Raw genomic sequence first — 24,550 nt, forward strand, 5'->3', positions numbered from 1 at the left:
GCATTGGACGAGCCGCGCCCATGCCCAGCAGCACCGTCAAGGCTCCACAGGAGCAGGACGTTTCCCTCTCCCACGGCCTCAAGCAGCGCCACCTGTCGATGATCGCCCTCGGCGGGGTGATCGGCGCGGGGCTCTTCGTCGGCTCCGGCGCGGGGATCGCCGCCGCCGGCCCGTCGATCGTCCTCGCGTACGCCCTCTCCGGGCTCCTCGTGATGCTGGTGATGCGGATGCTCGGCGAGATGTCCGCCGCGTACCCGTCGTCGGGCTCCTTCTCGGCGCACGCCGAACGCGCCGTCGGCCCCTGGGCGGGCTTCACCGCCGGCTGGTCGTTCTGGGTGCTGCTGTGCACCGCCGTCGGCCTGGAGGGCATCGGCGCGGCGAAGATCGTGACCGGGTGGGTGCCCGGGACGCCCGAGTGGGCCTGGGTCGCGCTGTTCATGCTGGTGTTCCTCGGCACCAATTTGGCGGCCGTGAAGAACTTCGGCGAGTTCGAGTTCTGGTTCGCCGCGCTGAAGGTGGGCGCGATCGCCCTGTTCCTGGTGCTCGGCGTCCTGGCCGTCGCGGGCGTCCTCCCCGGCAGCGACTCGCCCGGCCTCGCCAACCTCACGGGCGAGGGCGGTCTGCTGCCCAACGGCACGGACGGTCTGGTCGTCGGCCTGCTCGCCTCGATCTTCGCGTACGGCGGCCTGGAGACCGTGACGATCGCGGCGGCCGAGTCGGAGAACCCGGTGAAGGGCGTCGCGACCGCCGTCCGCACGGCGATGTGGCGCATCGCCGTCTTCTACATCGGCTCCATGGCCGTCATCGTGACGCTGGTCCCGTGGGACTCCGAGGCGGTCGTCGAGAAGGGCCCCTACGTCGCCGCCCTCGACCGCATCGGCATCCCCGGCGCCGGTCAGCTGATGAACGTGGTGGTGTTCGTGGCGCTGCTGAGCGCGATGAACGCCAACATCTACGGCTCCTCGCGCATCGCCTACTCCCTGGTGGAGCGCGGGCAGGGCCCGAGGTTCCTCGGCCGGGTCTCGGGCGGGGTCCCCCGGATCGCGGTGCTGGCCTCCAGCGTCTTCGGCTTCCTCTGCGTCGTGCTGAGCTACTGGCGGCCCGACGACGTCTTCGCGTGGCTGCTGAACATGATCGGCGCGGTGATCCTCGTCGTGTGGATCCTCATCGCCGTCTCGCAGTTGCTGCTGCGCCGCCGCATCGAACGCGAGGCCCCCGAGCGCCTCGTCGTCCGCATGTGGGCGTTCCCCTGGCTGACGTGGGTGGCGCTGGCCGGGATGGCGGCGGTGTTCGTCCTCATGGCCCGGGAGCCGGCGACCCGGACGCAGCTGTACTGGTCGGGCGGGATGACGGCGGTGCTGGCGGCCGTGGGGTACGGCCGGCAGCGGGCGCGCGCCGGCCGCTGACGCGCCCTCGGCGCCACGGGGCCCTCGCACTCAGGACGGACCGTCCGGTGCGGGGGCCCTTTCGCGTGCCGGAAACCCACCTCTTGCTGTTAGCGTGCAGTTGCAAGTAACTTGCAATAAGAGTCGGAGGGGATCCGTCATGCCCGTCTACACGCTGCCTGAACTGCCGTACGACTACGCGGCGCTCGCGCCCGTGATCAGCCCGGAGATCATCGAGCTGCACCACGACAAGCACCACGCGGCGTATGTGAAGGGGGCCAACGACACGCTGGAGCAGCTGGCGGAGGCGCGGGACAAGGAGTCGTGGGGGGCGGTCAACGGCCTGGAGAAGAACCTGGCCTTCCACCTCTCGGGCCACATCCTGCACTCCGTCTACTGGCAGAACATGACGGGCGACGGCGGCGGCGAACCACTGGCCGTGGACGGCGTCGGCGAGCTGGCGGACGCGATCACCGAGTCGTTCGGGTCGTTCGCCGCCTTCAAGGCGCAGCTGTCGAAGGCGTCGGCGACGACGCAGGGCTCCGGCTGGGGCGTGCTCGCGTACGAGCCGCTGAGCGGGCGGCTGATCGTCGAGCAGGTCTACGACCACCAGGGCAACGTCGGGCAGGGCTCGACGCCGATCCTGGTGTTCGACGCCTGGGAGCACGCCTTCTATCTGCAGTACAGGAACCAGAAGGTCGACTTCATCGAGGCGATGTGGCAGGTCGTCAACTGGCAGGACGTGGCGAGGCGCTACACCGCCGCCAAGTCCCGCGCGGACGTGCTGCTGCTCACCCCCTGAGACGGGGTTCCCGGTCTCCTGCTCGTGATCGTCTTCTCACCGTTCACCGGGCAGGCGGATGAAGGGAGGGCCCCCGCGAGGACGTGACTCGCGGGGGCCCTCCTGCTTCGGGGTGCCTTTCGGCGCAGCCTCTTCCGTTACGGGCGGTTTCGACGCGATTCTTGGAGGATGCCGACGTCGAGACGACTGACCTGCCAGACGTGCCGCTCCGAGGAACCGCACGAGCCGCTCACCGCCAAGGAACGCGACTGGCTCCAGAGACAGCTCGGCAACCCGGTCTCCGCCAACTACTTCAAGTGCGTCAACAACCGGCCCGACGGCAAGATCTGCCTCAACCTCCGCACCCACGGCCACGAGAAGCACTTCAAACTCACCAAGCGACTGCCCGACGAGTTGGAGTGAGCCCGAGACCGCCGGCGGAGCCAGGCGCCGGCCTGCGTGGTCAGACCAGGTTGCTGAAGTCGGGGCCCTTGGTGCGGGTGCGCTTGATCTCGTAGAAGCCGGGGACGGAGGCGACCAGGAGGGTGCCGTCCCAGAGCTTCGCGGCCTCCTCGCCCTGGGGCGCGGGGGTGACGACCGGTCCGAAGAAGGCGATCTGCTCGCCGTCGGCGCCGGGGACCGCGATGACGGGCGTGCCGACGTCCTGGCCGACCTTGTCGATGCCCTCCTTGTGGGAGGCGCGCAGCTGCGGCTCGTACGGGGTGGAGTCCCAGTGGTCCAGGAGGGACTCGGGCAGCCCGACGTCCTTCAACGCCGCGGCGACGACCTCCTTGCCGATGCCCTCGCCCTGGTTGTGGACGCGCGTGCCGATCGCCGTGTAGAGATCGCCGAGCACCTCGGCGCCGTGCTCCTCCTGAGCGGCTATGACCACGCGGACCGGGCCCCACGCCTTGGTCTCCAGCAGCTCGCGGTACTCCTCCGGGAGTTCGTCGAGCTTGTTCTCGTTGAGGACCGCGAGGCTCATCAGATGCCAGCGGACCTCGATCTCCCGGACCTTCTCCACCTCCAGCACCCACCGCGAGGTCATCCACGCCCAGGGGCACAGAGGGTCGAACCAGAAGTCGACGGGGGTCTTGCCTGAGGTCTGCTCGGACATGGTTCTCCTCGGAGAGAGCAAGAGAGCGGTGTCGGTTTACAGCGCAACAACCCGCAACACCGGCGCCACCCGCGTCATTCCCGGCCGCCCGCCTCATTCCCGGCTGCCCGCCGTCAGGAGCGCATGGCAGGATCGGCCCTGTCCGCATACTGAACACCACCCCCGAGGGAGTGCCGCCCGTGCCCGGTGAGAATCTGTCCCGCGACGAGGCCCAGGAGCGGGCCGCGCTGCTGTCCGTCGACGGCTACGAGGTCTCCCTCGACCTGCGGTCCGCCGTCGGCGACCGGGGTGACGAGCCGCGGACCTTCCGCTCGGTGACGACCATCCGCTTCCGGTGCGCCGACCCGGGCGCCACCAGCTTCGCCGATCTGATCGCGCCGAGTGTGACGTCGGTCTCCCTCAACGGCAGGGACCTCGACCCCCGCGAGGTCTTCGACGGCTCCCGGATCGTCCTGGACGACCTGGCCGCCGAGAACGAGCTGGTGGTCGACGCCCAGTGCGCCTACTCCCGCACCGGCGAGGGCATGCACCGCTTCGTCGACCCCGAGGACGGCGAGGTCTACCTGTACACGCAGTACGAGCCGGCCGACTCCCGCCGGGTCTTCGCCAACTTCGAGCAGCCGGACCTCAAGGCCCCGTTCCGCTTCGAGGTGCGGGCACCCGAGGACTGGGTGGTGTGGAGCAACGGCGCCGGAGAGCGCACCGACGGGGTGTGGCGCTTCGCGGAGACCAAGCCGATCTCGACGTACATCACCGCCGTGGTCGCCGGCCCGTACCACTACGTCACGGACTCCTACGAGCGGGTCCTCGGCGACGGCACGCGGCTGGAGATCCCCCTCGGCGCGATGTGCCGCAAGGGGCTCGCCCCCTACTTCGACTCCGACGACGTCTTCGCGGTCACCAAGCAGGGCCTGGACTTCTTCCACGACCACTTCGACTACCCGTACCCGTTCGGGAAGTACGACCAGGCGTTCGTGCCCGAGTACAACCTGGGCGCGATGGAGAACCCGGGGCTCGTCACCTTCCGCGAGGAGTTCATCTTCCGCGGCAAGGTCACCCGGGCGTCGTACGAGCGGCGGGCCAACGTCATCCTGCACGAGATGGCGCACATGTGGTTCGGCGACCTCGTGACCATGGTGTGGTGGGACGACCTGTGGCTGAAGGAGTCCTTCGCGGACTTCATGGGCTCCTTCTCCATGGTCGAGGCCACCCGTTTCACCAACGGCTGGGTCACCTTCGCCAACAACCGCAAGGCGTGGGCGTACCGCGCCGACCAACTGCCCTCCACCCATCCCGTCACGGCCGACATCCGCGACCTGGAGGACGCCAAGCTCAACTTCGACGGCATCACCTACGCCAAGGGCGCGTCCGTCCTGAAGCAACTGGTGGCCTATGTGGGCCGTGAGGCGTTCCTGGAGGGCGCCCGCCGCTACTTCAAGCGCAACGCCTACGGCAACACGCGCCTCGGTGACCTGCTGTCGGTCCTGGAGGAGACCAGCGGGCGGGACATGGCCGCCTGGTCGCGGGCCTGGCTGGAGACGGCCGGGGTGAACTCCCTCACCCCGCAGGTGCTGCTCGACGCCGAGGGCCGGATCGACGAGCTGGCGGTGGTGCAGGAGGCGGCCGAGTCCCACCCCGAGCTGCGGCCGCACCGGGTGGCGATCGGGCTGTACCGGCGCGGCGGCGACGGCACGCTGGAGCGGTACGCGCGCGCCGAGGCGGACGTCGACGGGGCGCGTACGGTCGTGGCCGAACTGGCCGGGGCCGAGGCGCCGGAGCTGGTGCTGGTCAACGACGACGACCTCACGTACTGCAAGATCCGCTTCGACGCCGGGTCGCTGGACACGCTGCGGGCCGGGCTCGGTGACATCTCCGACCCGCTGGCGCGCGCGCTGTGCTGGTCGGCGCTGTGGAACCTCACCCGGGACGCGCTGCTCCCGGCGCGGGACTTCGTCGACCTGGTGCTGCGGTTCGCCGGCCGGGAGTCCGACATCGGCGTGCTGCAGATGCTGCACGCCTGGGCGAACTCGGCGCTCACCTTCTACGCGGCGCCGGAGTGGCGGGAGACCGGCGCCCGGCTGCTGGCGGAGGGCGCCCTGCGGGAGCTGCGGGCCGCCGAGCCGGGCAGCCAGCACCAGCTGACCTGGGCGCGGTTCTTCGCGGCCGTCGCGTCGAGCGAGGCCGACCTCGGGGTGCTCCAGGGGCTGCTCGCGGGGACCGAGAAGGTCGACGGGCTGGAGGTCGACCAGGAGCTGCGGTGGGCGTTCCTGGAGCCGCTGGCGACTCACGGGGTGGCCGGTGAGGGGATCCTCGCGGCGGAGCTGGCCCGGGACGACACGGCCTCCGGCAAGCGGCACCAGGTGCGGTGCCTGGCGGCCCGGCCGTCGGCCGCGGTGAAGGCGCAGGCGTGGGCGTCGGTGGTGGAGTCGGACGTGCTGTCGAACGCGCTGGTGGAGGCGACCATCGCGGGGTTCGCGCGGCCGTCCCAGCGGGAGCTGGTGGCGCCGTACGCCGAACGGTACTTCGAGGTGATCGAGCGGGTGTGGGCCGAGCGGTCCATCCAGATCGGGATGGACGTGGTCCGGGGTCTGTTCCCGTCGCTGCAGGACTCCCCGGCGACCCTGGAGGCGACGGACGCCTGGCTCGCCGCCCATGAGGGGGCCGCGCCCGCGCTGCGCCGACTGGTGGTGGAGGCCCGCGACGACCTGGCACGGGCCCTGCGGGCCCAGGCGTGCGACGCGGGCGGCGAGGGGTAGTCCTCTCTCTCGTCCTCACCGGTGTCGCGCACCCGGCGCCCGCCGTCGGCACGGGTGCGCGACCCGGCGTCACCACGTGCCGCCGGTGCGCGTCAATTTCTTTTGCCTGGTTCGACGTTACGAAGTTCGGGTAGTCAGAGCCGTAACCTTTTCCGATCGCGGGGCGGACCAGCCACTATCGGCAGTCGAACGCACGTACTTTAGTGCGGAGTTGTCCGTATTTGTCGACGGGCTTGTAACAGGGGTTCAGAGCCGCTCCCGGCGCGGGAACCTCCCCGTCATGAACCACAACACCCCGCTCTCCTCCCGCCCCCTCCGCCGGCTCGCGGACGTGCACCGCCGCGTGCTGACGGCCGCGCAGTTGCGCGCGCAGGGTGTCACCCCCGCCGAGACCAACGAGCAGTGCCGGCAAGGCGGTCCCTGGCAGCAGCTCCTCCCCGGCGTCTACCTGCTGCACCCCGGCCCGCCCACCTCCGAGGAGCGGCTGCACGCCGTCCTGTCGTACGCCGCCCGCACCCCGTTCCGTGAGCCGGCCGCCGGCGTCCCCGCGCAGCCGAACGCCGACGAGCCCCGTGCGACCCCCCGCTACGCGGACGCCGTGATCACGGGCCTCGCGGCGCTGACGCTGCACGGCTTCTCGTCCGCTCCCCCGCTGCTGTCCCTGGACACCATCGACGTCCTGGTGCCGCGGATGCGCCGGTTGCGCACCGTCGGCTGCGCCCGCGTCATCCGCACCGCGTCCCTGCCGACCCCGTCGTACGTGACCGGCCTGCCCGTCGCCCCCGTGCCGCGCGCCCTGGCCGACGCGGTGGCGGAGCTGGTCGACGTGGACTCCGTACGCCGGCTGCTGACCGAGGCGGTGCGCGGCGGCCACACCGAACCGGCGGCGGTCGTCCGCGAGCTGACGCAGGCGAGGCTGCTGAACCGTCCCCATGTGGTGGACGCGGTGGACTCCCTGCTCGCCGAGGGGCGGGCGATCGCGGAGGACCAGCTCTACCGGATGGTGAGGGAGTTCGCCCTGCCCGACCCGGTCTGGAACGTGGACCTCCGGCTCCCGGGCGGCCCCCACCTCGGCGGTCTCGACGCGTACTGGCCGGAGCAGGCCGTCGCGGTGGAGCTGGACACCCGGGCCCCGCGCCAGGAGGACGACGCGCTCTGGTCGGAGTACGCCCGCAAGCGGGAGACCCTGGAACGGCTCGGCATCACCGTCGTCCACATCACTCCGAAGAAGCTGCGTGAGGCCCTCGAACAGCAGGCGGCGGTCGTCCGCACCGCGCTGATGGCGTCGTCCGACCGCGATCCGGCCGCGTATGTGGTGGTGCTTCCCCGGTAATCCGGGAACCCGTCCGTCCCCGGGCGGGAACGCAGGAGGGGAGAGGAAGGGTCGCCGCACCTCGCGGCGGCCCTTCCTCATGCCGTGCTCAGGCGCCTACTTGCCGCAGAACTCCGCCTCCACGATCGCCTCGCTGTCCCCGGCCCAGTCGCTGTTGAGGTTGAAGCTGAGGGAGTGGCCGCCGTCCGGGGTCGTGACGGACTCGGAGAGGGAGCCGTGGATGCCGCCGCTGTGACCCCACACCTGGACGCCGCAGGAGAGCGTGCGCTCGATGAGGCCGAGGCCGTAGCCGCCGAACCCCTTGACGGGGACCGTCGTCCTCATCGCGTCGAGCTGCTTCCTCGGCAGGAGCCGGCCGCGCAGCAGCGCCGAGTAGAAGCGGTTCAGGTCGGCGGAGTTGGAGACCAGTTCACCCGCCGCGCCGGCCACGGACGGGTTGAACTTCGTGACGTCGTACGTCTTTCCGTCCGCGGTCTCGGCCAGCTTGGAGTAGGCGCGGCTGTGCGGCCCCGGCAGGCCGGGGGACGTGCCGGGAAGTTTCGTGCCGCGCAGGCCGAGGGGTTCGATGATGCGGGCGCGGACCTCGTCGCCGTACGGGTTGCCGGTGACCTTCTCGATCACCAGGCCGGCGAGCAGGTAGTTGGTGTTGGAGTAGTTCCAGCCGGTGCCGGGGGCGAAGTCCGGCTCGTGCTTCATCGCTATGCCGACGAGCTGTTGCGGCGTGTGGGTGCGGTAGCGGTTCTTCAGGAACCCCTCGGCGAGGAAGACCTCCCGGCCGAGCTGCTCGTCGCTGGTGTAGTTGTAGATCCCGCTGGTGTGGTTGAGGAGTTGGCGGACCGTCACCCGGCGGCCGTCGTGACCGTGGCCGCGGACCAGGCCGGGCAGCCACTTGTCCACCGTGTCGTCCAGCGACAGCCTGCCCTCGGCCTCCAGTTGCAGCAGGACCGTCGCCACGAAGGTCTTGGTGATGCTGCCGGCCCGGAAACGGTCGTGGGCGGTGCGCGGCGCGCCGGTCCGCAGGTCGCCCACGCCCGCCGTCGCCTTCCACACGCCGTGGGCGTCCTTCGCCTGGAGGGCGATGCCGACGACGCCGTCCTTCACGTTGGCGTCCATCGCCTCGCGGGTCGCGCCGTGGCCGCCTCTCACGGAGGCGGGCGCGGCCGTCGCCACCGGGGCGGCGAGCGCCACCGCCGCGACCACCGCGGTCGCCGCCACCAGACCCGTACGTACTGACATCGTTCCCCCTGTGTCCGAGATGATCGTCCGGTCACGGAGGGGGACCCCGGCCGTGCGGCCGGGGTTGACACGCGTACGGGCGTTGAGCGGTTTTCAGCCCTTTCGGAGCACCAGCTCCACGTTGCGGTCACCGGGGGTGCCCGTGAGGGTGTCACGGCGGCCGGGCGCGTTGAACGACAGCTCCCGGTACAGGGCCGCGAGGCCGGTCTGGCTGAGGTCGGTGAAGCGGGTGGCGTGCGGGGCGGCCGACTCGATCAGGGTCGTGAACAGGGAGATCGTGCCGTCCTTGTTGTCCACCAGCTCGATCACGCGCGCGAGCTGGGGGAAGTCGATGTGGGACGCGGTCGAGATCTCCCAGAACGAGCCGCCTCCGGCGTACTTGTGCGGGGTCACGCGGTTGCGGTGGCTGTGGCCGTTCACCCAGGCGAGGACGTTGCGGTGGCGGCCCAGCAGGGCCAGCACCTCGTCGCCGCCGTGCCGGGCCTCGCCCGGACGGGACGGGTCCTTGCGGAGGTTGCGCATGGTCCTGCTGGTGTGGTGGCTGAAGACCACCGCGTACGTGCCGTCCTTGGCGGCCTCCTTCAACGTCCGCTCCAGCCACTTCAGCTGCGCCGTGCCCAGCGAGCCCTCGTAGTGGCCGCCGGGGTCGGTGGAGTCGAGGCTGATGCCGATGACGTCGTCGGCGATCCGGAAGACGTAGTACTGGGTGCGGGCGTCGAGGTTGGCCTGCGAGTAGCCGTGGCCGACCGGGCCGGGGCCGGTGTGGGCCGGGTCGAGGTGGGCCTTCAGGTACTCCAGGGGGGTGAAGGGCGCCCGGCCCTCGTCCGGGGTGACCGAACGCATCCTCTTCGCCTGGGACTTGAGCACGGCCTTCCAGTCGGCGCCCCGGGGGTCGCCGCCGCTCTTGACGTTGTCCCAGAGCGCCTTGCCGACCTGCTCGTCCAGGGTCATCAGCTTCTTGCCGCCGACCGCGAAGTCCGCGAAGAAGGAGTCGCCGGGGGCGTAGCAGCCGCCGGGGAGGGAGTCGTGGTTGCCGACCGTGGAGTACCAGGGGACTTTCAGGCCGGGGCTGTTGACCTCGCGGATGGCGGCCGCCAGGAAGCCGTCGAGGTGGGGGAAGCCGAGCTTCTTGTCGGCGTCGCGGAGGGTGGAGTCCGGCTGCCAGTAGAGCTTGAGGCCGCTGTTCTGGACGCCTTCGTAGCGGCGCGGGTCACCGGAGTTGGGGGTGACGCGGCCGCCGCTCATCACCTTCAGGAACCAGTCCAGTTCCGTCCTGGAGTTGTTGTCGGTGTTGTCGCCGGTCGTCATGACGAAGTGCAGCGGCGAGCCGGTGACGGGCGCGCCCCGCAGCGAGTTGACCCGCTCGACGAGCGAGACCGCCCCGGCCACGGACAGGGCCTCCTGCGGACGCCAGGCGCTCGCGGTCTGGGCGCGCAGGTACTCGTAGCGCAGCGGGTGCTGCACGTCGACGACATGCAGATCGGTGAACTGCACGAACGACGCGAGAGCCGTACGGCGCTTCTCCCGGCCCGACTTGGGGGCCGCGAGGTCGGAGCGCACGACCCGCTTCCAGGCGGGGCCGTCGCCGAGGCGGCGGTAGCCGGAGGCGTTGCGCGGCGCCGCGACCGAGGCGAGGGTGGTGCCCCGGGTGTACGGCGCGAGCGGGGCGGCCGGGGCCGCCCGGTTGGAGAGGTTCGCCAGCGGGACCTCGGTGGCGGTCCCCGAAGCGGCGGCGGCGTGGGCGTCCGTCTCCGGCCGCAGGGCGATCCCGATGCCCGCCGAGAGGCCGACCGCGCCGGTGGCGGCGAGGAAGGCACGGCGGTCAGGGTGGGTGGCGGCGGCAGCGACTGAGCGTATGCGCGACATGGCGCGGTCTCCCCGAGTGCGAACGCGTCGGCAGTGGTCGCGGGGCCGCTCCGCGGTGGGGGCCGGAGTGGGTTTCCCGCTCGTCCTGAATGCTTGGCAGTCGGGGTGACCTGGACGTTAACGAGGTGGCAACGGGTGGCGCCGATCACGGTACGTGGATCTTCGAGGGCGCTGGGTGTTCGCCGGGGGTTGCCGAAGGTAAGGGCAACCGAGGGGAAGTGGTCACTCCTCGTTCATGTGACGGGGTAGGGCACGGACTCGCCGCGCGGCTTGCGTGGTGGGGTGGCTTCCGGTTCGTCGTGGCTCGTCGCGCAGTTCCCCGCGCCCCTTCACCGGTCGGCCGGCGGTTCCAGGTGGCCGTTCGGCGGGCGCCGGCGCCACAGGGTCAGGCCCACGTCCACCAGGGGGACCCTTTCCAGGGCGGGGACCTCCTCCAAAGGGTGCCACGCGGCCATGTCCGTCGAGCCGTTGGTCTCGTGGCGGAGGGTGCCGCCCGTCACGCGGGCCTCGTAGACGAGGCGGAGGCTGTGGAAGGCGGCTCGGGAGCCCAGGCGGCGGGAGCGGTCCTCGGTGACGGAGTCGACGCCGAGGAGGGCGGTCGGCTCGACGGTGTAGCCGGTCTCCTCGTCGGCCTCGCGGACGACGGTGTCGTAGGGGTCCTCACCGTGGTCCATACCGCCGCCGGGGAGGGTCCAGCGCTTGGTGCCGTCCCGGGCGACCCAGCGGGCCAGCAGCACCTGTCCGTCCCGTACGCACACGGCGTAGGCCGCCACCCGCAAGTCCTCGCGCATGAGGAGACGTTACTCAACGGATGCGAGGAAGGGGCGGGTGCTCCCCACGTGGCACCCGCCCCTGGCGACGGGGGGCGGTCGGCGCGACGGCCCGTCCCCCCGTTGGACGGGCCGCCGCACATCGGTGCGTCGCGCTCCTCGATCTTCGGTCGGGCCACGCTCGAACACCAGGGGCGAAGGGTGGCCGCAACGCGCCATGGCACTGTCGTGCCTGCCCTGTAGCCTTCGCCACAAGGCCCCCGATCCAGCGCGAAATCGGCACGGATCGAACTAAGATTCCCCTTGGGGTGTGAGGGGGTGGGGAGGCGAAAGGGCCGACTGTGCTGGACGAATTCCTGGAAGCGGACACCGACGCCGTTCGCGTCTACCGGAGTCTGCTCACCAACCCGTCCTGGACCCTCCACGACGTCGGGCGGCACACGGGCCTCACCGAGGACGAGGTGCGGGCGGCCGTGGACCGGCTCTCCGGTCTCTCCCTGCTGAGCCCGGTCACCGACACGACGTACCTGCCGATGAACCCCGAGACGATCCTGGGGCCGGAGTTGCGCCGCCGTGAGGCCGAACTCGACTCCCGGCGCGCCCATCTGTCCCGGCATCAGGCGGTGGTCGCCGAGTTCGCCAAGGAGTACGCGGCCCTGGGGCTGCGGCACACCGGGGGCGCCGAGCACCTGGTCGGGGTGGACGCGGTCCGCACCCGGCTGGAGCAACTGTCGCGGGACGCGGTGCACGAGGTCTGCACCTTCACACCGGGCGGCGCCGTGAGCGCGGCCGGACTGGAGTCCGCCCGCCCCCTGGACCAGGAGTCCTTCGACCGGGGCGTACGGATGCGCTCGGTCTACCTCGACAGCGTCCGCAACGACCAGCCCACCTCCGACTACGCGACCTGGCTGACCTCCATGGGCGGACAGGTCCGCACCGTGCCCGCCCTTCCGATGCGGATGATCATCTGCGATCGTGAGGTCGCGGTCGTGCCGGTGAACGCCGAGGACAGCCGCCAGGGCGCGCTCGTCGTCCGCTACCAGGGCGTCGTGCAGGCCCTCGCCGAGCTGTTCGAGCTGGTCTGGGCGCAGGGTGTGCCGCTGGGCGCGGAGGCCCCGGCGGCGCTGGGGGACGGGGCGAGCGAACGCGACCGGGTCCTGCTGAAACTGCTGTCCGACGGGATGACCGACCAGGGGATCGCCCGCAAGCTGGGGCTCTCCGTGCGTACGATCAGACGGCTGATGTCCGACCTGATGAAGCGGTTGGACGCGCAGAGCCGGTTCGAGGCGGGCGCGGAGGCGGTACGACGGGGCTGGCTGTAGCGTCGCCGCCGGGGTCTCTCCGCCGGGGTCTCTCCGGCGGGATCGCTCCGCCGGGGTCTCTCCGGCGGGACCTGTCCGCCGGGATCTGTCCGCCAGGACCTGTCCGCCGGGGTCTCTCCTGAGGATGCCCCCACCCGGATTCCTCTTCCGGGACCTAATCGTGGGTGCGGTGGCCCTGTCGTGCCATGGCCGCAAGCGGCCATCGTGAGCACCTGCGTTTCGGACGGTGATCAACCATGATCGGTCATGGCCCTTCACAGGGCCCTCACCTGTAACCCCTCACGAAAGAGGAACGGTTGTGCATTCCTCGACGCGCTCCCGGCGACTCGGCGTCCTCGCCCTCCTCGGTCTGGGTTCCGCCGCCGCGGCCCTCGCCCTCGGCACCGCCGTCGACGCCCCGGCCGGCACGCGGCTGGCCGCGGACGACGCCGTGACGGAGGTCGTCGTACCCGCCAAGCCGGACAAGGGCGGCGGCGTCCAGCCCGGGGTCATCGTCCCCGGCGAGAAGGGGACCTGGACCTGGGACGACCAGAAGTGACCTGACCACCGGTCGCACCAGTCGCGCCCAGGCAGTGGAGCACCTGGGATCGGAGAACCCGATCCGGGGTGCCCGGCGGTGCCGCCGCCGCTCAGGCCCGCCGGAATACGGCCCGCCGGTCTCCCCGGCGGGCCGTATGCGTGCGCGCCACCCGAGGTAGGGGCAGGGCGCCGGGGCACGGGCGCAGGGACGCGAGCCGATCCCGGCACGTGGGCCCGCGGGCCGGACTCGTGGGTCGGCCGGCCCACGAGCGCGAGCCGGCCGACGCACCTCACTCACACGGCCGGCCCTCCGCCTGCGACACCGCGGCCTCGATCCAGACACGGTCACGGGCGATCTCGCTCGGGTCGGTGGTCCACAGGTCGGGTTCGGCGCCGTCGCGCGGGATGCCGACGAGGACCTGATCGCCCGTCTTCAGCCGAGGGGTGGCGTCCTGGTACATGGGGAAGACGATCTCCTTCGCACCCTTGTCCGGCTTGTAGTAGCGGTCGACGTCGAGGGTGACGCGGTCCCGGTCGGCGCCGGGGACGGACTCGACGGAGACGACGGTGCCCTCCACGATCAGGCGGGCGCAGGTGACGAAGCCCTCCTGGCTGAGCTTGCCGGGGGTGTTCCCGCCGCCCGCCTCGCTCTTCGCGTCGTCGTGCACGCCGCTGCCCTTCTGGCTGGTGGCGCTGTCGGAGCCGTCCGAGCCCCCGCCCCCCGACTGGACCACGACGGCACCGAGGCCGACGACGACGGTGGCGGCGGCCGCCGCGGCCAGGGTGCCGAAGGCGACGGACAGGGCCCGGCGGCGCCGCCGGGAGCGGTCCGGCCGCGTCGGCAGGGGCCTCACCGGCGCGACGGAGGCCGTCTCGGGCTCGGGCTGCCGCCCGGTGACCGTCTCGGCCCCGCCCGCGTCCCCCGGCCGCGCGGCCACGGGTCGCCCCGGCGGCCCGCCGGCCTCCGCCTCCCGGGCGCCCGCAGTGGCGTCGGCCCCGGCCAGGGCGTCTGCGCCTGCCAAGGCGTCGCCGATCAGCCCCAGCTGCTCCCGCAGCAGCACCACATCGGCGGCCGCGGCACGCCGGGCGGCCATGAACTCGCCGTCCGCGAGCGCCTCCTCCGGCAGCGGCTCGTCGAGCAGCGCGGCCATCAAGGCGTCCATACCGCCGTACTCGGCCCCCTCGAACACAACCCTCTCGCCCTCGGCTCCCTCGAACACGGCTCCCCCGGCCTGGACGCCCTCCGTCCGGACGTCCCCGGTCGCGTGGGCCCTGGGCGTCGCGTCGTCGGGTTCGGTGTCGTGCCGGTTGTTTTCCCGGGCGGCCATGTCACACCACCTCGTCCTCGTGCAGGCGGGCGCGCAGGGCGCGGACCGCTGAGTGGAGCCTGCTCTTGACCGTGCCCTGGGGGATGCCGAGCTCGTCGGCGATGTCCCGTACCGGCAGGTCGGCGTAGAAACGGAGGACGAGGACCTGGCGCTGGGCGTCGGGCAGCTCGTCCAGGCCGCGGGTGACGGCGAGCGACAGCACGCTGGTGTCCTCGCCGGAGGGGTGCTCCAGCTGGCGCAGCGAGGCCAGGCGCTCACCGAGGCGCTCCTGGCGGCGCTTGGCGCGGTGCCAGTCCATCGCCAGGTTGGAGGCGACCACCGCCGCCCACGCGGACACGTCCCGCGGGGCCTCACGGCCGCTCGCGGCCCGCTCCAGCAGCCGCAGCCGTACCTGCTGCACCCCGTCCGGCAGGTCCGACTGCGGCACACCGCCGAGCGCGAGCACCGCCCGCACCCGCCGCTCCTGGGCCGCGTCCAGCGGATCCGTCCCCGTGTCCCCCACCGCCGGAGGGCCCGTCACGGCGGCCGCCCGGTCACCCCCGCCGGCCGTGCCCCCCGTGACCGACGGGCCGCCGGCCACCCGCAGCGGATCGTCCACCTCATGGACGCGGCGCGCCTTTCTGCGCAGCACAGCCACCCCTCCCCTCCCGCGTTTCCCCTACGACGCCGGGGCGGGCCGAAACGTTCGGCGTCCGCCCACGACTTCTCCCCCGCCCCGCAGAGGCGTACGTCACACCTTCGCGTGTGCACGGTGCGGGCGGGCAGGGGGGAGGCAGAACAGCTTGCGGCGCCGAGCCACCGCAGAGCCAATATCTCCAGCTCAGACGGGGTGCACACCAAAGAACCGGATGCGGTGTCGAGGTCCCCCGCGTCCCATTCTCCGAGCGCCGAGGGCAAAGGATTGGACAGGCGGACCGGGAGTCACCGCATGATGGAAACGCCTCGGTCATGCAGCAGACACAGACAAGCCACGTAAAAGGAGTCACCGTGAGGGTCGGAATCGTCGGAGCCACCGGTCAGGTCGGCACGGTCATGCGCAGGATCCTCAAGGAGCGGAACTTCCCGACGGACGAGCTGCGCCTGTTCGCCTCCGCCCGCTCGGCCGGTTCGGTCATCGACGGGGTGACCGTCGAGGACGCGGCGACCGCCGACTACTCCGGCCTCGACATCGTCCTGTTCTCCGCCGGTGGCGCGACCTCCCGCGCGCTGGCCGAGAAGGTGGCCTCCCAGGGCGCCGTCGTCATCGACAACTCCTCCGCCTGGCGTCGCGACCCCGAGGTGCCCCTCGTGGTCTCCGAGGTGAACCCGCACGCGATCGCCGACCGCCCCAAGGGCATCATCGCCAACCCGAACTGCACGACGATGGCCGCGATGCCGGTCCTGCGTCCGCTGCACGAGGAGGCGGGCCTGGAGGCGCTGGTCGTCGCCACCTACCAGGCGGTCTCCGGCTCCGGTCTCGCGGGCGTCGCCGAGCTGCACGGCCAGGTCCAGAAGGTCGTGGCGGACGCGGACAAGCTCACGCACGACGGTTCGGCCGTCGACTTCCCGGAGCCGGGCGTCTACAAGCGGCCCATCGCCTTCAACGTCCTGCCGCTGGCCGGCTCGATCGTCGACGACGGGCTGCACGAGACCGACGAGGAGCAGAAGCTCCGCCACGAGTCCCGCAAGATCCTGGAGATCCCCGGTCTCAAGGTCTCCGGCACGTGCGTCCGCGTCCCCGTGTTCTCCGGGCACTCCCTCCAGGTCAACGCCCGCTTCGCGCGTCCGATCTCCGTGGAGCGCGCGACGGAGCTGCTCGCCGGCGCGCCGGGTGTCGCCCTCTCCGACATCCCGACCCCCCTCCAGGCCGCCGGCCAGGACCCCTCCTTCGTGGGCCGCATCCGCGCCGACGAGACCGTCGAGCACGGCCTCGCCCTGTTCGTCTCCAACGACAACCTGCGCAAGGGCGCCGCGCTGAACGCCGTCCAGATCGCCGAGCTGGTGGCGGCGGAGCTGAAGGGCTGACACCGGCGGCAAACCGGTGCCGGTCCCGCCGCCGGGCGCCGGCCGTGCCTCCACACCGACGGGGCGGTCACTCCACAGGGAGCGACCGCCCCGTCGGCGTGCCCGGCGCGGGCGGGCTCCGGCGCGAGCGTGTTCCTGGCCGGTCCGGCACGGGCGGGCTCCGGCCCGAGCAAGGTCCGGCACGGGCGCGTGGCCCCCGCCTGACACAGCACGGCACGACACGGCACGGAGGCCGCGCTCAGGGCCGCCGCACCTCGTACAGGAAGCAGCCGTACTCGACGGCCCGGACGTGGACGAGGGCGACCGCGGGGTCCGCGAAGGCCGCGGTGAGAGCCGCCCCGAGGTCCGCGGGCGGCTCGACGAGGTGTCCGCCGAGGATGCGGCCGTCGGCGGCGTAGCGGCGCAGGACGCGGTGGCTGTTGGTGAACGGCAGCCGGTCGCCGTCGGCCGGTCCGGCGCACCCCTCGGCGTGGATGAAGACGGGTCCCTGCTCGTCGTAGGCGCCCGGGTCGACGCCGCCGGCGGCCGCCCAGCGGCGCAACGGCGCGTAGGTGACGAGGGCGATCGACTCACCCGGTCGGCTGTGCCGCAGACAGCAGCGCAGTGGGGCGCCGCCCTCGGTGTCGGTGACGGCGGTCGGGAGCCGGCCGGCGTCGTCCGCCGTCCGCAGCTGCTTCAGGGTGGAGGCGTCCAGGGGGCGCGCGGTGTGGGTCGTCATGCTCCCCAGCGTGGCGCGCGCCGCGCCGGACGACCGGCGGTTTCCGGACGCGGTGGTGCGGGTGAACCTGGTCGTCGCCCAACTCCCCGGGCCGTGGAAGGATGACCGAACCGACACATAACGAGGAGATGACCGCGTGCCTGGCACAAACCTGACCCGCGAAGAGGCTCAGCAGCGGGCGGAGCTGCTCAGCGTTGACTCGTACGAGATCGAACTCGACCTCACCGGCGCGCAGGAGGGCGGCACCTACCGGTCCGTGACCACGGTGCGCTTCGACGCCGCCCGGGGTGGCACGGAGACCTTCATCGACCTGGTGGCCCCCACGGTCCACGAGGTGACCCTGAACGGCGACGCGCTCGACCCGGCGGAGGTCTTCGCGGACTCCCGGATCACGCTCCCCGGCCTGCTGGAGGGGCGCAACATCCTGCGCGTCGCGGCGGACTGCGCCTACACCAACACGGGTGAGGGCCTGCACCGGTTCGTCGACCCGGTCGACGACCAGGCGTACCTGTACACCCAGTTCGAGGTCCCCGACGCCCGCCGGGTGTTCGCGAGCTTCGAGCAGCCGGACCTGAAGGCCACCTTCCAGTTCACCGTGAAGGCGCCGACCGGCTGGACCGTCATCTCCAACTCCCCGACGCCGGAGGCCAAGGACGACGTCTGGGTCTTCGAGCCGACACCCCGTATCTCCACGTACATCACGGCGCTGATCGTCGGCCCGTACCACTCGGTGCACAGCGTGTACGAGAAGGACGGGCAGAGCGTGCCGCTGGGCATCTACTGCCGCCCGTCGCTGGCCGAGTACCTCGACTCCGACCACATCTTCGACGTGACCCGGCAGGGCTTCGAGTGGTTCCAGGAGAAGTTCGACTACGCGTACCCGTTCGAGAAGTACGACCAGCTGTTCGTACCGGAGTTCAACGCGGGCGCGATGGAGAACGCGGGCGCGGTGACCATCCGCGACCAGTACGTGTTCCGGTCGAAGGTGACGGACGCGGCGTACGAGATGCGCGCCGAGACCATCCTGCACGAGCTGGCCCACATGTGGTTCGGCGACCTCGTGACGATGGAGTGGTGGAACGACCTGTGGCTGAACGAGTCGTTCGCCACGTACACGTCGATCGCCTGCCAGGCGGCCCACCCCGAGTCGCGCTGGCCGCACGCCTGGACGTCCTTCGCCAACTCCATGAAGACCTGGGCGTACCGGCAGGACCAGCTGCCGTCGACCCACCCGATCATGGCGGAGATCCGCGACCTGGACGACGTCCTCGTCAACTTCGACGGCATCACGTACGCCAAGGGCGCGTCGGTGCTGAAGCAGCTCGTCTCGTACGTCGGCGAGGACGAGTTCTTCCGCGGTGTGCAGGCGTACTTCAAGCGCCACGCGTACGGCAACACGCGTCTGTCGGACCTCCTCGGCGCCCTGGAGGAGACCTCCGGCCGGGATCTGAAGACCTGGTCGAAGCAGTGGCTGGAGACGGCCGGCATCAACATCCTGCGCCCGGAGATCGAGACCGACGAGGACGGTGTCATCACCTCGTTCGCGATCCGCCAGGAGGCCCCCGCGCTGCCCGCCGGCGCGAAGGGCGAGCCGACGCTGCGCCCGCACCGCATCGCGGTCGGCCTGTACGAGCGCGACGAGGACAGCGGCAAGCTGGTCCGCGACGAGCGCGTCGAGCTGGACGTGGACGGCGAGCTGACCGCCGTGCCGCAGCTGGTGGGCAAGCGCCGCCCGGCGGTCGTCCTCCTCAACGACGACGACCTGTCGTACGCCAAGGTGCGCCTGGACGAGCGGTCCCTCGCCTTCGTCACCGAGCACCTCGGCGACTTCGCGTCCTCCCTCCCCCGCGCCCTGTGCTGGGCCTCGGCCTGGGACATGACCCGCGACGCCGAACTCGCCGCCCGCGACTACCTGTCCCTGGTGCTGTCCGGCATCGGCAAGGAGTCGGACATCGGTGTCGTCCAGTCGCTGCACCGCCAGGTGAAGCTGGCGATCGACCTGTACGCGGACCCGGCCGGCCGTGAGGCGCTGCTGACCCGCTGGACGGACGCCACCCTCGCCCATCTGCGGGCCGCCGAGCCGGCCTCGGACCACCAGCTCGCCTGGGCCCGCGCGTTCGCCGCGACCGCCCGCACCCCCGAGCAGCTGGACCTGCTGGAGGCGCTGCTGGAGGGGACGCAGACGATCGAGGGGCTGGCCGTCGACACCGAGCTGCGCTGGTCGCTGGTCCAGCGGCTCGCGGCGGTGGGCCGCTACGACGAGGCGGAGATCGCCGCCGAGTACGAGCGCGACAAGACCGCGGCCGGTGAGCGTCACGCCGCCACGGCCCGCGCCTCCCGCCCGACCCCGGAGGCCAAGGCCGAGGCGTGGTCCCAGGTCATCGAGTCGGACAAGCTGCCGAACGCCCTCCAGGAGGCGGTCATCGGCGGTTTCGTCCAGACGGACCAGCGTGAGCTGCTCGCGCCGTACACGGACAAGTACTTCGAGGTCGTCAAGGGCATCTGGGAGTCCCGTTCCCACGAGATCGCCCAGCAGGTCGCCATCGGTCTCTACCCGACGGTCCAGGTCTCCGAGGAGACGCTCCGCAAGACGGACGACTGGCTCACCTCGGCCGAGCCCAACGCTGCCCTGCGCCGACTGGTCTCCGAGTCCCGCTCGGGTGTCGAGCGCGCTCTGAAGGCCCAGGCCGCGGACGCGGCGGCGGCCTCGGCCTCGGCCTCGGCGGAGTAGTCCGGCGCGGGACACGCTCCCCCGGCCGCGCGACGAGCGGCCGGTCGTACGGGAACAGGGGCGCCCGGTGGTTTCCACCGGGCGCCCCTGTCGTGCGCTGGGGCCGTCTCAGGCCGTCCGGGTGGTTTCCCGCGCCGGCCGGGCCGGGCGGTCACCGGGCTCCCCGGTCTTCTCCGGTCCCCGGGCGCCGTGCGGCTGGAGCTGGCCGAACACGGTCGCGGCGAACGCGATCACCATCCCGAGGAGCTGGAGGGGCGTGAGGGCCTGGCCGAGGGCGGCCCAGCCGATGACGGCGGCGGTCAGCGGGGAGAGGGGGCCGAGGAAGGTGACCTGGGTGGCGGAGAGCCGGCCGATGCCGCGGAACCAGAGCCAGTAGGAGACGGCGGTGTTGGCGAGGGCGAGGTAGAGGTAGCCGCCGATCGCACGGCCGTCCAGGGCGGGCGGCGCGCCCTCGACGAGCAGGGCGATCGGTGCGATGAGCAGACCGCCGGCGGTCAGCTGCCAGCCGGTGAGCGCGAGCGGCCCCACCCCTTCGGGGCGACCCCACCGCTTGGTGAGGACCACGCCGGTCGACATGGAGGCGGTCGAGCCGAGCGCCGCGAGGACACCGATCGTGTCGAGCGCCCCGGTGGCCTTCAGCACGACCAGGCTGACGCCGAGCGCCGCGGCGATCCCGGTGAGCAGGGTCCTCGCGGTCGGCCGCTCGCCCAGCAGCAGGGCCGCGAGCCCGGCGACGAACAGCGGCCCCACCGACCCGACCACCGCGGCCATTCCGCCCGGCAGCCGGTACGCGGAGAGGAACAGCAGCGGGAAGAAGGCGCCGATGTTCAGCGCGCCCAGCACCGCCGCCTTCCCCCACCAGGCGCCGCGCGGCAGCGTCCGGGAGAGCGCCAGGAGCAGCAGTCCGGCGGGGAGCGCCCGCATCAGCCCCGTGAACAGGGGCCGGTCGGCCGGCAGGAACTCCGTGGTGACGGCGTAGGTCGTCCCCCAGGAGATGGGCGCGAGGGCGGTCAGGGCTATGAGGGGAAGACGGTTCGCGGTCATGGGACGGGCCCTTCGCGCTCGGCGGGGTCGGGGAGGAATACCTTGCTTGCCATTAGCTTAGCGCTAAGCAACTTTCCGTCAAGCTACTTTCTTGCGGCCGACCGACCTGGGTCCGATACTCGACGCATGACAGTGCGCCCCGAGCCCGACACGTCCCCGCGCGACCCGGTCGACGCGATCGTCGACCAGTGGGCGGCCGTCCGCCCCGACCTGGACACCACCGCGATGGCGGTCTTCGGACGCGTCTACCGGCTGTCCCGCACACTCGGGGACCGGATGGAGAAGGCGTACGCGCGGTTCGGGATCTCGCGCGGTGAGTTCGACGTGCTCGCGACGCTGCGCCGGTCCGGCGAGCCGTACACCCTGTCGCCCCGTCAGCTCTCGGGGACCCTCATGCTCACCACGGGCGGGATGACCGGCCGCCTCGACAAACTCGAACGGGCGGGCCTGCTGCGCCGGTCACCCGACCCGCACGACCGCCGCGCCTTGCAGGTCACCCTCACGGACGAGGGGCTGCGGCTGATCGACGAGGCGGTGGCCGCGGGGCTCGCCGTGCAGACGGAGGCGCTCTCCCATCTGGACGAGGAACAGGCGGCGCAGCTTGCCGATCTGCTGCGGCGGCTGGTCGTGGCCACCGGGTCCTGAGCCGCCGGGACGCCCCGGAACACGACGAGGGCACCCTCGGCGCACAGGTGTGCGGAGGGTGCCCTCGGCGGAACGCCGTCAGTGGGGGGCGGTCAGGCCTTCGCCTTGGCCTTGGGCTCGCGGTCCGTCGACCGGTCCAGGACCATCACCAGGCCGGTGATCACCGCGAACAGGGCGATCGGCGCCACGACGTAGAGGCCCAGCGTCTCGATCACACTGAGGCCCGGCCCCGGGTCGTCTCCGTCGTCGGGCGTCAAGGCGAGCGCGGGGGACGACATGAGCAGCATCATCAGCGTCGTACCGGCGGCCAGGGCGCCGGCGCGCAGGGCGTTCTTCTTGTCCACGGGGCCAACGTATCTAACGAGGCGGAGGAGTGCGCGGGCGGGGGTGGGCTGGGGGATCCGTCGGCGGATGCGTTCACCGCGGGGGCGCGTGGAACCGCGCGAACAACCCCCACCCACCCGCACCCGCCGACGACCTAGGCGCCCCGCAACACCTCCACCAGTGCCCGCAGCCGGGGCGACGCCGCCAGGTCCTCCAACGTCACCGGTCGGCCCCCCGCGTCAGCGATCGGCAGGCGCCAGTTCGGATACTGGTCCCACGTGCCGGGCAGGTTCTGCGGCCGCCGGTCCCCGACCGCGTCGGGGAGCCAGAGGCCGATCATCCGGGCCGGGGTCCGCAGCAGGAACCGGTGGACGGCCTGGATCTCGGCCTCCTCGGAGACCGCCGACAGGCCCCCGCTCGCCCCGTTCAGCAGCCCCAGCCTCCGCAGGACCGCCAGCCACTCGCTCGCGTCGGCGGCGGCCTCGGCCCGCTCCTCGGCCAGGGGGCGGGTCAGCAGGCCGAGCCGGTGACGCAGGTCGACATGGTCCCCCGTCAGCCGGGACGCGGTCGGCGGGAGGTCGTGCGTGGTGGCCGTGGCCAGGCAGTTCGCCCGCCACCGCTCGGGTGGCAGCGGGCGCCCGCCGCCCTCCCAGTCCCGCTCGAACCACAGCACCGAGGTGCCCAGCACCCCCCGCTCGTCCAGCGCCTCCCGGACGCCCGGCTCGACGGTGCCGAGGTCCTCGCCGATCACCAGGGCCCCGGCGCGCGCCGCCTCCAGCACCAGGATCGCGAGCATCGCGTCGGCGTCGTAGCGGACGTACGTGCCCTCCGTGGGCGGCCGGCCCTGCGGGACCCACCAGAGGCGGAACAGGCCCATGACGTGGTCGATGCGCAGGGCGCCCGCGTGGCGCAGGAGGGCGCGCAGGAGGCGGCGGTAGGGCGCGTAGCCCGACTCGGCGAGGCGGTCGGGGCGCCAGGGCGGCAGGCCCCAGTCCTGGCCGCGGGAGTTGAACGCGTCGGGAGGCGCGCCGATGGACATGCCGGCCGCGACGTACCGCTGCTGGGCCCAGGCGTCGGCCCCGCCGGGGTGGACGCCCACCGCGAGGTCGTGCACCAGGCCGATGGGCATGCCGGCGTCGCGCGCGGAACGCTGGGCGGTGCCGAGCTGGGCGTCGGTGAGCCAGGCGAGCCGGGTGTGGAAGTCGACGCGGTCCATCAGCTCGGCACGGGCCCTGGCGGTCTCGGCGGAGCGCGGGTCGCGCAGCCCCACGGGCCACCGGTGCCAGTCGGAGCCGTACACCTCGGCGAGCGCGCACCACGTGGAGTGGTCCTCCAGTGCCTCGCCCTCCTCGGCGAGGAAGTCCCAGTAGGCGGCCAGTCGGCCGGGGCCGAGCGGGACGGCCCGCAGCCGTTCCAGCGCCTGCCGTTTGAGCTCCCACACGGCGTCGCGGTCGATCAGCTCGCCCTTGTCGAGCACGGACTCGCGCAGCCGTGCGGCCCGCTCCGGGAGCGTGCGGAAGAGGTCGCCGTCGTCGGCGTCGTCGTCGGCGAGCGCGTAGGGGTACTCCGGGATGTCCTCGACGCGCAGATGGACGGGGTCGGGGTAGCGGCGCGAGGAGGGGCGGTAGGGGGAGGGGTCGGTGGGGGCGCCCGGTACGGCCGCGTGCAGCGGGTTGACCTGGACGAATCCGGCGCCGAGGGCGCGGCCGGCCCAGGCGGTCAGCTCGGCGAGGTCGCCGAGGTCGCCCATGCCCCAGCTGCGCCGGGAGAGCAGGGAGTAGAGCTGGACCAGGAGGCCGTAGGTGCGGCCGGGCGGGGCGGGGAGCCGGGGCGGGGCCACGACGAGGTGGGCGTCGGCGGTGCGGCCGTCCAGGGTGGTGGCGCCCAGGGCGTGCACCCCGGCCGGCAGGTCCTGGACGGCGGTGCGCAGGCCGGCCCGGTCGGTGTCGACGGTCTCGCCCTGCTCGGTGCGCACACGCAGCCGGGTGCCGTCCGGGAGGGCGGTCAGGGCGGCGGGTGGTTCGCCGCCACCCCAGTGCACCAGCGTCGGCGGCAGCAGGCGGGCGGCCAGCTGCCGTTCGCGGGCCGCGAGGGCCGCGTCGACGGCCTGGGGTGTGCTCGCGTCCACGTCCAGCGCCGCGAGGGCGGCGACGACCGCGCCGTCGGTGGCGGCGACCGTACGGTCCGGTGAGGGGCGGTAGGAGGTGGCGACCCCGTGGGACGCGGCGAGGCGCGCCAGCGGGGTCGTCCCCGACGGCTCCGCGGGGGCGTCGGACGGTGGTGGTTCTCCCGGGTCGGCCGGGCGTGGTGGCATCTAGACCCCCGAGGCGGCGCCGCTGGACGTTGGTTCGCTGGTGAGAGGGGCCGCGTCCGCGAGGGGCGGCTCGCTGGTGAGGGGTGCCGCGTCCGGGAGCGGCGGCTCGCTGGTGAGCGGCGCCTCGGCGCAGGGGCCCTCCGCGCTGAACACGCAGACATGGGGCTCGACGAGCCGGTGGGGCTCGCCGAGGACGCGTTTGGAGCGGGTCTGGGTCGGAAGGTGTACCGGTGCGGCCACGGGGGCCTCCTTGTCGTCGTACGACGGTGGATGTGCGGGTCCGGGGTACTCCAGCCCTACCCCGTGGACGCCGTCGCAGACGTGGCGGGGCGGACATCGTGGCCCGGGTCACGCCGG

General features: G+C 72.4%; 21 protein-coding genes. 10 read left to right on the forward strand and 11 right to left on the reverse strand.

The features are described 5' to 3' along the window. Window positions 1-20 precede the first annotated feature (20 nt). The 3 genes from ACZ4Z2_RS00670 (at window position 21) to ACZ4Z2_RS00680 (ending at window position 2,589) form a co-directional block, all read left to right on the forward strand. Window positions 21-1,406, forward strand: coding sequence for an amino acid permease (locus ACZ4Z2_RS00670; RefSeq protein WP_468070905.1), 1,386 nt, complete (start codon window positions 21-23; stop codon window positions 1,404-1,406). Window positions 1,407-1,545: 139 nt separating this feature from the next. Beyond that, entirely contained in the window at window positions 1,546-2,187 is a 642-nt protein-coding gene (locus tag ACZ4Z2_RS00675; protein ID WP_468070907.1) for a superoxide dismutase, read from the forward strand. Window positions 2,188-2,355: 168 nt separating this feature from the next. Beyond that, the gene (locus ACZ4Z2_RS00680; protein WP_468070909.1) at window positions 2,356-2,589 is read left to right on the forward strand and encodes a hypothetical protein; all 234 of its coding nucleotides are present in this window, start codon (window positions 2,356-2,358) and stop codon (window positions 2,587-2,589) included. Window positions 2,590-2,629: 40 nt separating this feature from the next. Here ACZ4Z2_RS00680 and ACZ4Z2_RS00685 read toward each other — a convergent pair whose 3' ends face one another. Further along, window positions 2,630-3,283 carry a mycothiol-dependent nitroreductase Rv2466c family protein gene (locus tag ACZ4Z2_RS00685; RefSeq protein ID WP_468070911.1) on the reverse strand — a complete coding sequence of 218 codons (654 nt, stop codon included), beginning with the start codon at window positions 3,281-3,283 and terminating at the stop codon, window positions 2,630-2,632. Window positions 3,284-3,462: 179 nt separating this feature from the next. On the opposite strand from ACZ4Z2_RS00685, the gene pepN (ACZ4Z2_RS00690) reads away from it, so the two are divergent. Next, on the forward strand, window positions 3,463-6,039 hold the full coding sequence (gene pepN / locus ACZ4Z2_RS00690) for an aminopeptidase N (protein WP_468070913.1): 2,577 nt from the start codon (window positions 3,463-3,465) through the stop codon (window positions 6,037-6,039). Window positions 6,040-6,319: 280 nt separating this feature from the next. Next, window positions 6,320-7,372: a hypothetical protein gene (locus tag ACZ4Z2_RS00695; protein ID WP_468070915.1), complete on the forward strand. Its 1,053-nt coding sequence runs from the start codon at window positions 6,320-6,322 to the stop codon at window positions 7,370-7,372. Between the two features lie 96 nt (window positions 7,373-7,468). Here ACZ4Z2_RS00695 and ACZ4Z2_RS00700 read toward each other — a convergent pair whose 3' ends face one another. The 3 genes from ACZ4Z2_RS00700 to ACZ4Z2_RS00710 all read right to left on the reverse strand — a co-directional run bounded on the left by ACZ4Z2_RS00700 (window position 7,469) and on the right by ACZ4Z2_RS00710 (window position 11,265). Beyond that, window positions 7,469-8,608 (reverse strand): serine hydrolase domain-containing protein, encoded by a 1,140-nt coding sequence (locus tag ACZ4Z2_RS00700; protein ID WP_468070917.1) that lies wholly within the window; start codon window positions 8,606-8,608, stop codon window positions 7,469-7,471. Between the two features lie 93 nt (window positions 8,609-8,701). Beyond that, entirely contained in the window at window positions 8,702-10,474 is a 1,773-nt protein-coding gene (locus tag ACZ4Z2_RS00705; protein WP_468070919.1) for a TIGR03767 family metallophosphoesterase, read from the reverse strand. Between the two features lie 329 nt (window positions 10,475-10,803). Then, window positions 10,804-11,265 carry an NUDIX hydrolase gene (locus ACZ4Z2_RS00710; RefSeq protein WP_468070921.1) on the reverse strand — a complete coding sequence of 154 codons (462 nt, stop codon included), beginning with the start codon at window positions 11,263-11,265 and terminating at the stop codon, window positions 10,804-10,806. Window positions 11,266-11,585: 320 nt separating this feature from the next. On the opposite strand from ACZ4Z2_RS00710, the gene ACZ4Z2_RS00715 reads away from it, so the two are divergent. Further along, window positions 11,586-12,566, forward strand: a complete 981-nt coding sequence (locus ACZ4Z2_RS00715; RefSeq protein ID WP_468070923.1) for a LuxR C-terminal-related transcriptional regulator — start codon at window positions 11,586-11,588, stop codon at window positions 12,564-12,566. A gap of 298 nt (window positions 12,567-12,864) precedes the next feature. Further along, window positions 12,865-13,104 (forward strand): hypothetical protein, encoded by a 240-nt coding sequence (locus ACZ4Z2_RS00720; RefSeq protein ID WP_468070925.1) that lies wholly within the window; start codon window positions 12,865-12,867, stop codon window positions 13,102-13,104. A gap of 271 nt (window positions 13,105-13,375) precedes the next feature. Here ACZ4Z2_RS00720 and ACZ4Z2_RS00725 read toward each other — a convergent pair whose 3' ends face one another. Both ACZ4Z2_RS00725 and ACZ4Z2_RS00730 read right to left on the reverse strand, forming a co-directional pair. Beyond that, the gene (locus tag ACZ4Z2_RS00725) at window positions 13,376-14,413 is read right to left on the reverse strand and encodes a hypothetical protein (protein WP_468070927.1); all 1,038 of its coding nucleotides are present in this window, start codon (window positions 14,411-14,413) and stop codon (window positions 13,376-13,378) included. A 1-nt stretch (window position 14,414) separates the two neighbouring features. After that, the gene (locus ACZ4Z2_RS00730; protein WP_468071646.1) at window positions 14,415-14,933 is read right to left on the reverse strand and encodes an RNA polymerase sigma factor; all 519 of its coding nucleotides are present in this window, start codon (window positions 14,931-14,933) and stop codon (window positions 14,415-14,417) included. Between the two features lie 467 nt (window positions 14,934-15,400). Here ACZ4Z2_RS00730 and ACZ4Z2_RS00735 point away from each other — a divergent pair, with 467 nt between their 5' ends. After that, the gene (locus tag ACZ4Z2_RS00735; protein ID WP_468070929.1) at window positions 15,401-16,417 is read left to right on the forward strand and encodes an aspartate-semialdehyde dehydrogenase; all 1,017 of its coding nucleotides are present in this window, start codon (window positions 15,401-15,403) and stop codon (window positions 16,415-16,417) included. Between the two features lie 238 nt (window positions 16,418-16,655). Here ACZ4Z2_RS00735 and ACZ4Z2_RS00740 read toward each other — a convergent pair whose 3' ends face one another. Continuing rightward, window positions 16,656-17,135 carry a DUF1203 domain-containing protein gene (locus tag ACZ4Z2_RS00740; protein WP_468070931.1) on the reverse strand — a complete coding sequence of 160 codons (480 nt, stop codon included), beginning with the start codon at window positions 17,133-17,135 and terminating at the stop codon, window positions 16,656-16,658. Between the two features lie 136 nt (window positions 17,136-17,271). Between ACZ4Z2_RS00740 and pepN (ACZ4Z2_RS00745) the strand changes: the two genes are divergently transcribed. After that, complete coding sequence (gene pepN, locus ACZ4Z2_RS00745; RefSeq protein WP_468070933.1) at window positions 17,272-19,866, forward strand: aminopeptidase N; 2,595 nt, start codon at window positions 17,272-17,274, stop codon at window positions 19,864-19,866. A gap of 108 nt (window positions 19,867-19,974) precedes the next feature. On the opposite strand, the gene ACZ4Z2_RS00750 is transcribed toward pepN (ACZ4Z2_RS00745), so the two are convergent. Then, window positions 19,975-20,910, reverse strand: a complete 936-nt coding sequence (locus ACZ4Z2_RS00750; protein WP_468070935.1) for an EamA family transporter — start codon at window positions 20,908-20,910, stop codon at window positions 19,975-19,977. Window positions 20,911-21,036: 126 nt separating this feature from the next. On the opposite strand from ACZ4Z2_RS00750, the gene ACZ4Z2_RS00755 reads away from it, so the two are divergent. Then, a complete protein-coding gene (locus tag ACZ4Z2_RS00755; RefSeq protein WP_468070936.1) occupies window positions 21,037-21,555 on the forward strand; it encodes a MarR family winged helix-turn-helix transcriptional regulator in 519 nt (172 codons plus the stop codon). Between the two features lie 92 nt (window positions 21,556-21,647). Here ACZ4Z2_RS00755 and ACZ4Z2_RS00760 read toward each other — a convergent pair whose 3' ends face one another. From ACZ4Z2_RS00760 to ACZ4Z2_RS00770, 3 genes are all read right to left on the reverse strand, one after another. Continuing rightward, window positions 21,648-21,899: a hypothetical protein gene (locus ACZ4Z2_RS00760; RefSeq protein ID WP_468070938.1), complete on the reverse strand. Its 252-nt coding sequence runs from the start codon at window positions 21,897-21,899 to the stop codon at window positions 21,648-21,650. A gap of 134 nt (window positions 21,900-22,033) precedes the next feature. Continuing rightward, a complete protein-coding gene (gene malQ / locus ACZ4Z2_RS00765) occupies window positions 22,034-24,193 on the reverse strand; it encodes a 4-alpha-glucanotransferase (RefSeq protein ID WP_468070940.1) in 2,160 nt (719 codons plus the stop codon). Then, window positions 24,194-24,433: a hypothetical protein gene (locus ACZ4Z2_RS00770; protein WP_468070942.1), complete on the reverse strand. Its 240-nt coding sequence runs from the start codon at window positions 24,431-24,433 to the stop codon at window positions 24,194-24,196. It abuts the gene before it with no gap. Between the last annotated feature and the right edge of the window lie 117 nt (window positions 24,434-24,550).

This window comes from Streptomyces sp. NPDC030183 (genome assembly GCF_055573455.1).

Bases quoted from the DNA above. Each gene is read 5' to 3' on its own strand.
- ACZ4Z2_RS00670 (WP_468070905.1), top strand. From the start codon at position 21: ATGCCCAGCAGCACCGTCAAGGCTCCACAGGAGCAGGACGTTTCCCTC.
- ACZ4Z2_RS00675 (WP_468070907.1), top strand. From the start codon at position 1,546: ATGCCCGTCTACACGCTGCCTGAACTGCCGTACGACTACGCGGCGCTC.
- ACZ4Z2_RS00680 (WP_468070909.1), top strand. From the start codon at position 2,356: ATGCCGACGTCGAGACGACTGACCTGCCAGACGTGCCGCTCCGAGGAA.
- ACZ4Z2_RS00685 (WP_468070911.1), bottom strand. From the start codon at position 3,283: ATGTCCGAGCAGACCTCAGGCAAGACCCCCGTCGACTTCTGGTTCGAC.
- ACZ4Z2_RS00695 (WP_468070915.1), top strand. From the start codon at position 6,320: ATGAACCACAACACCCCGCTCTCCTCCCGCCCCCTCCGCCGGCTCGCG.
- ACZ4Z2_RS00700 (WP_468070917.1), bottom strand. From the start codon at position 8,608: ATGTCAGTACGTACGGGTCTGGTGGCGGCGACCGCGGTGGTCGCGGCG.
- ACZ4Z2_RS00705 (WP_468070919.1), bottom strand. From the start codon at position 10,474: ATGTCGCGCATACGCTCAGTCGCTGCCGCCGCCACCCACCCTGACCGC.
- ACZ4Z2_RS00710 (WP_468070921.1), bottom strand. From the start codon at position 11,265: ATGCGCGAGGACTTGCGGGTGGCGGCCTACGCCGTGTGCGTACGGGAC.
- ACZ4Z2_RS00725 (WP_468070927.1), bottom strand. From the start codon at position 14,413: ATGGCCGCCCGGGAAAACAACCGGCACGACACCGAACCCGACGACGCG.
- ACZ4Z2_RS00740 (WP_468070931.1), bottom strand. From the start codon at position 17,135: ATGACGACCCACACCGCGCGCCCCCTGGACGCCTCCACCCTGAAGCAG.
- ACZ4Z2_RS00750 (WP_468070935.1), bottom strand. From the start codon at position 20,910: ATGACCGCGAACCGTCTTCCCCTCATAGCCCTGACCGCCCTCGCGCCC.
- ACZ4Z2_RS00755 (WP_468070936.1), top strand. From the start codon at position 21,037: ATGACAGTGCGCCCCGAGCCCGACACGTCCCCGCGCGACCCGGTCGAC.
- malQ (WP_468070940.1), bottom strand. From the start codon at position 24,193: ATGCCACCACGCCCGGCCGACCCGGGAGAACCACCACCGTCCGACGCC.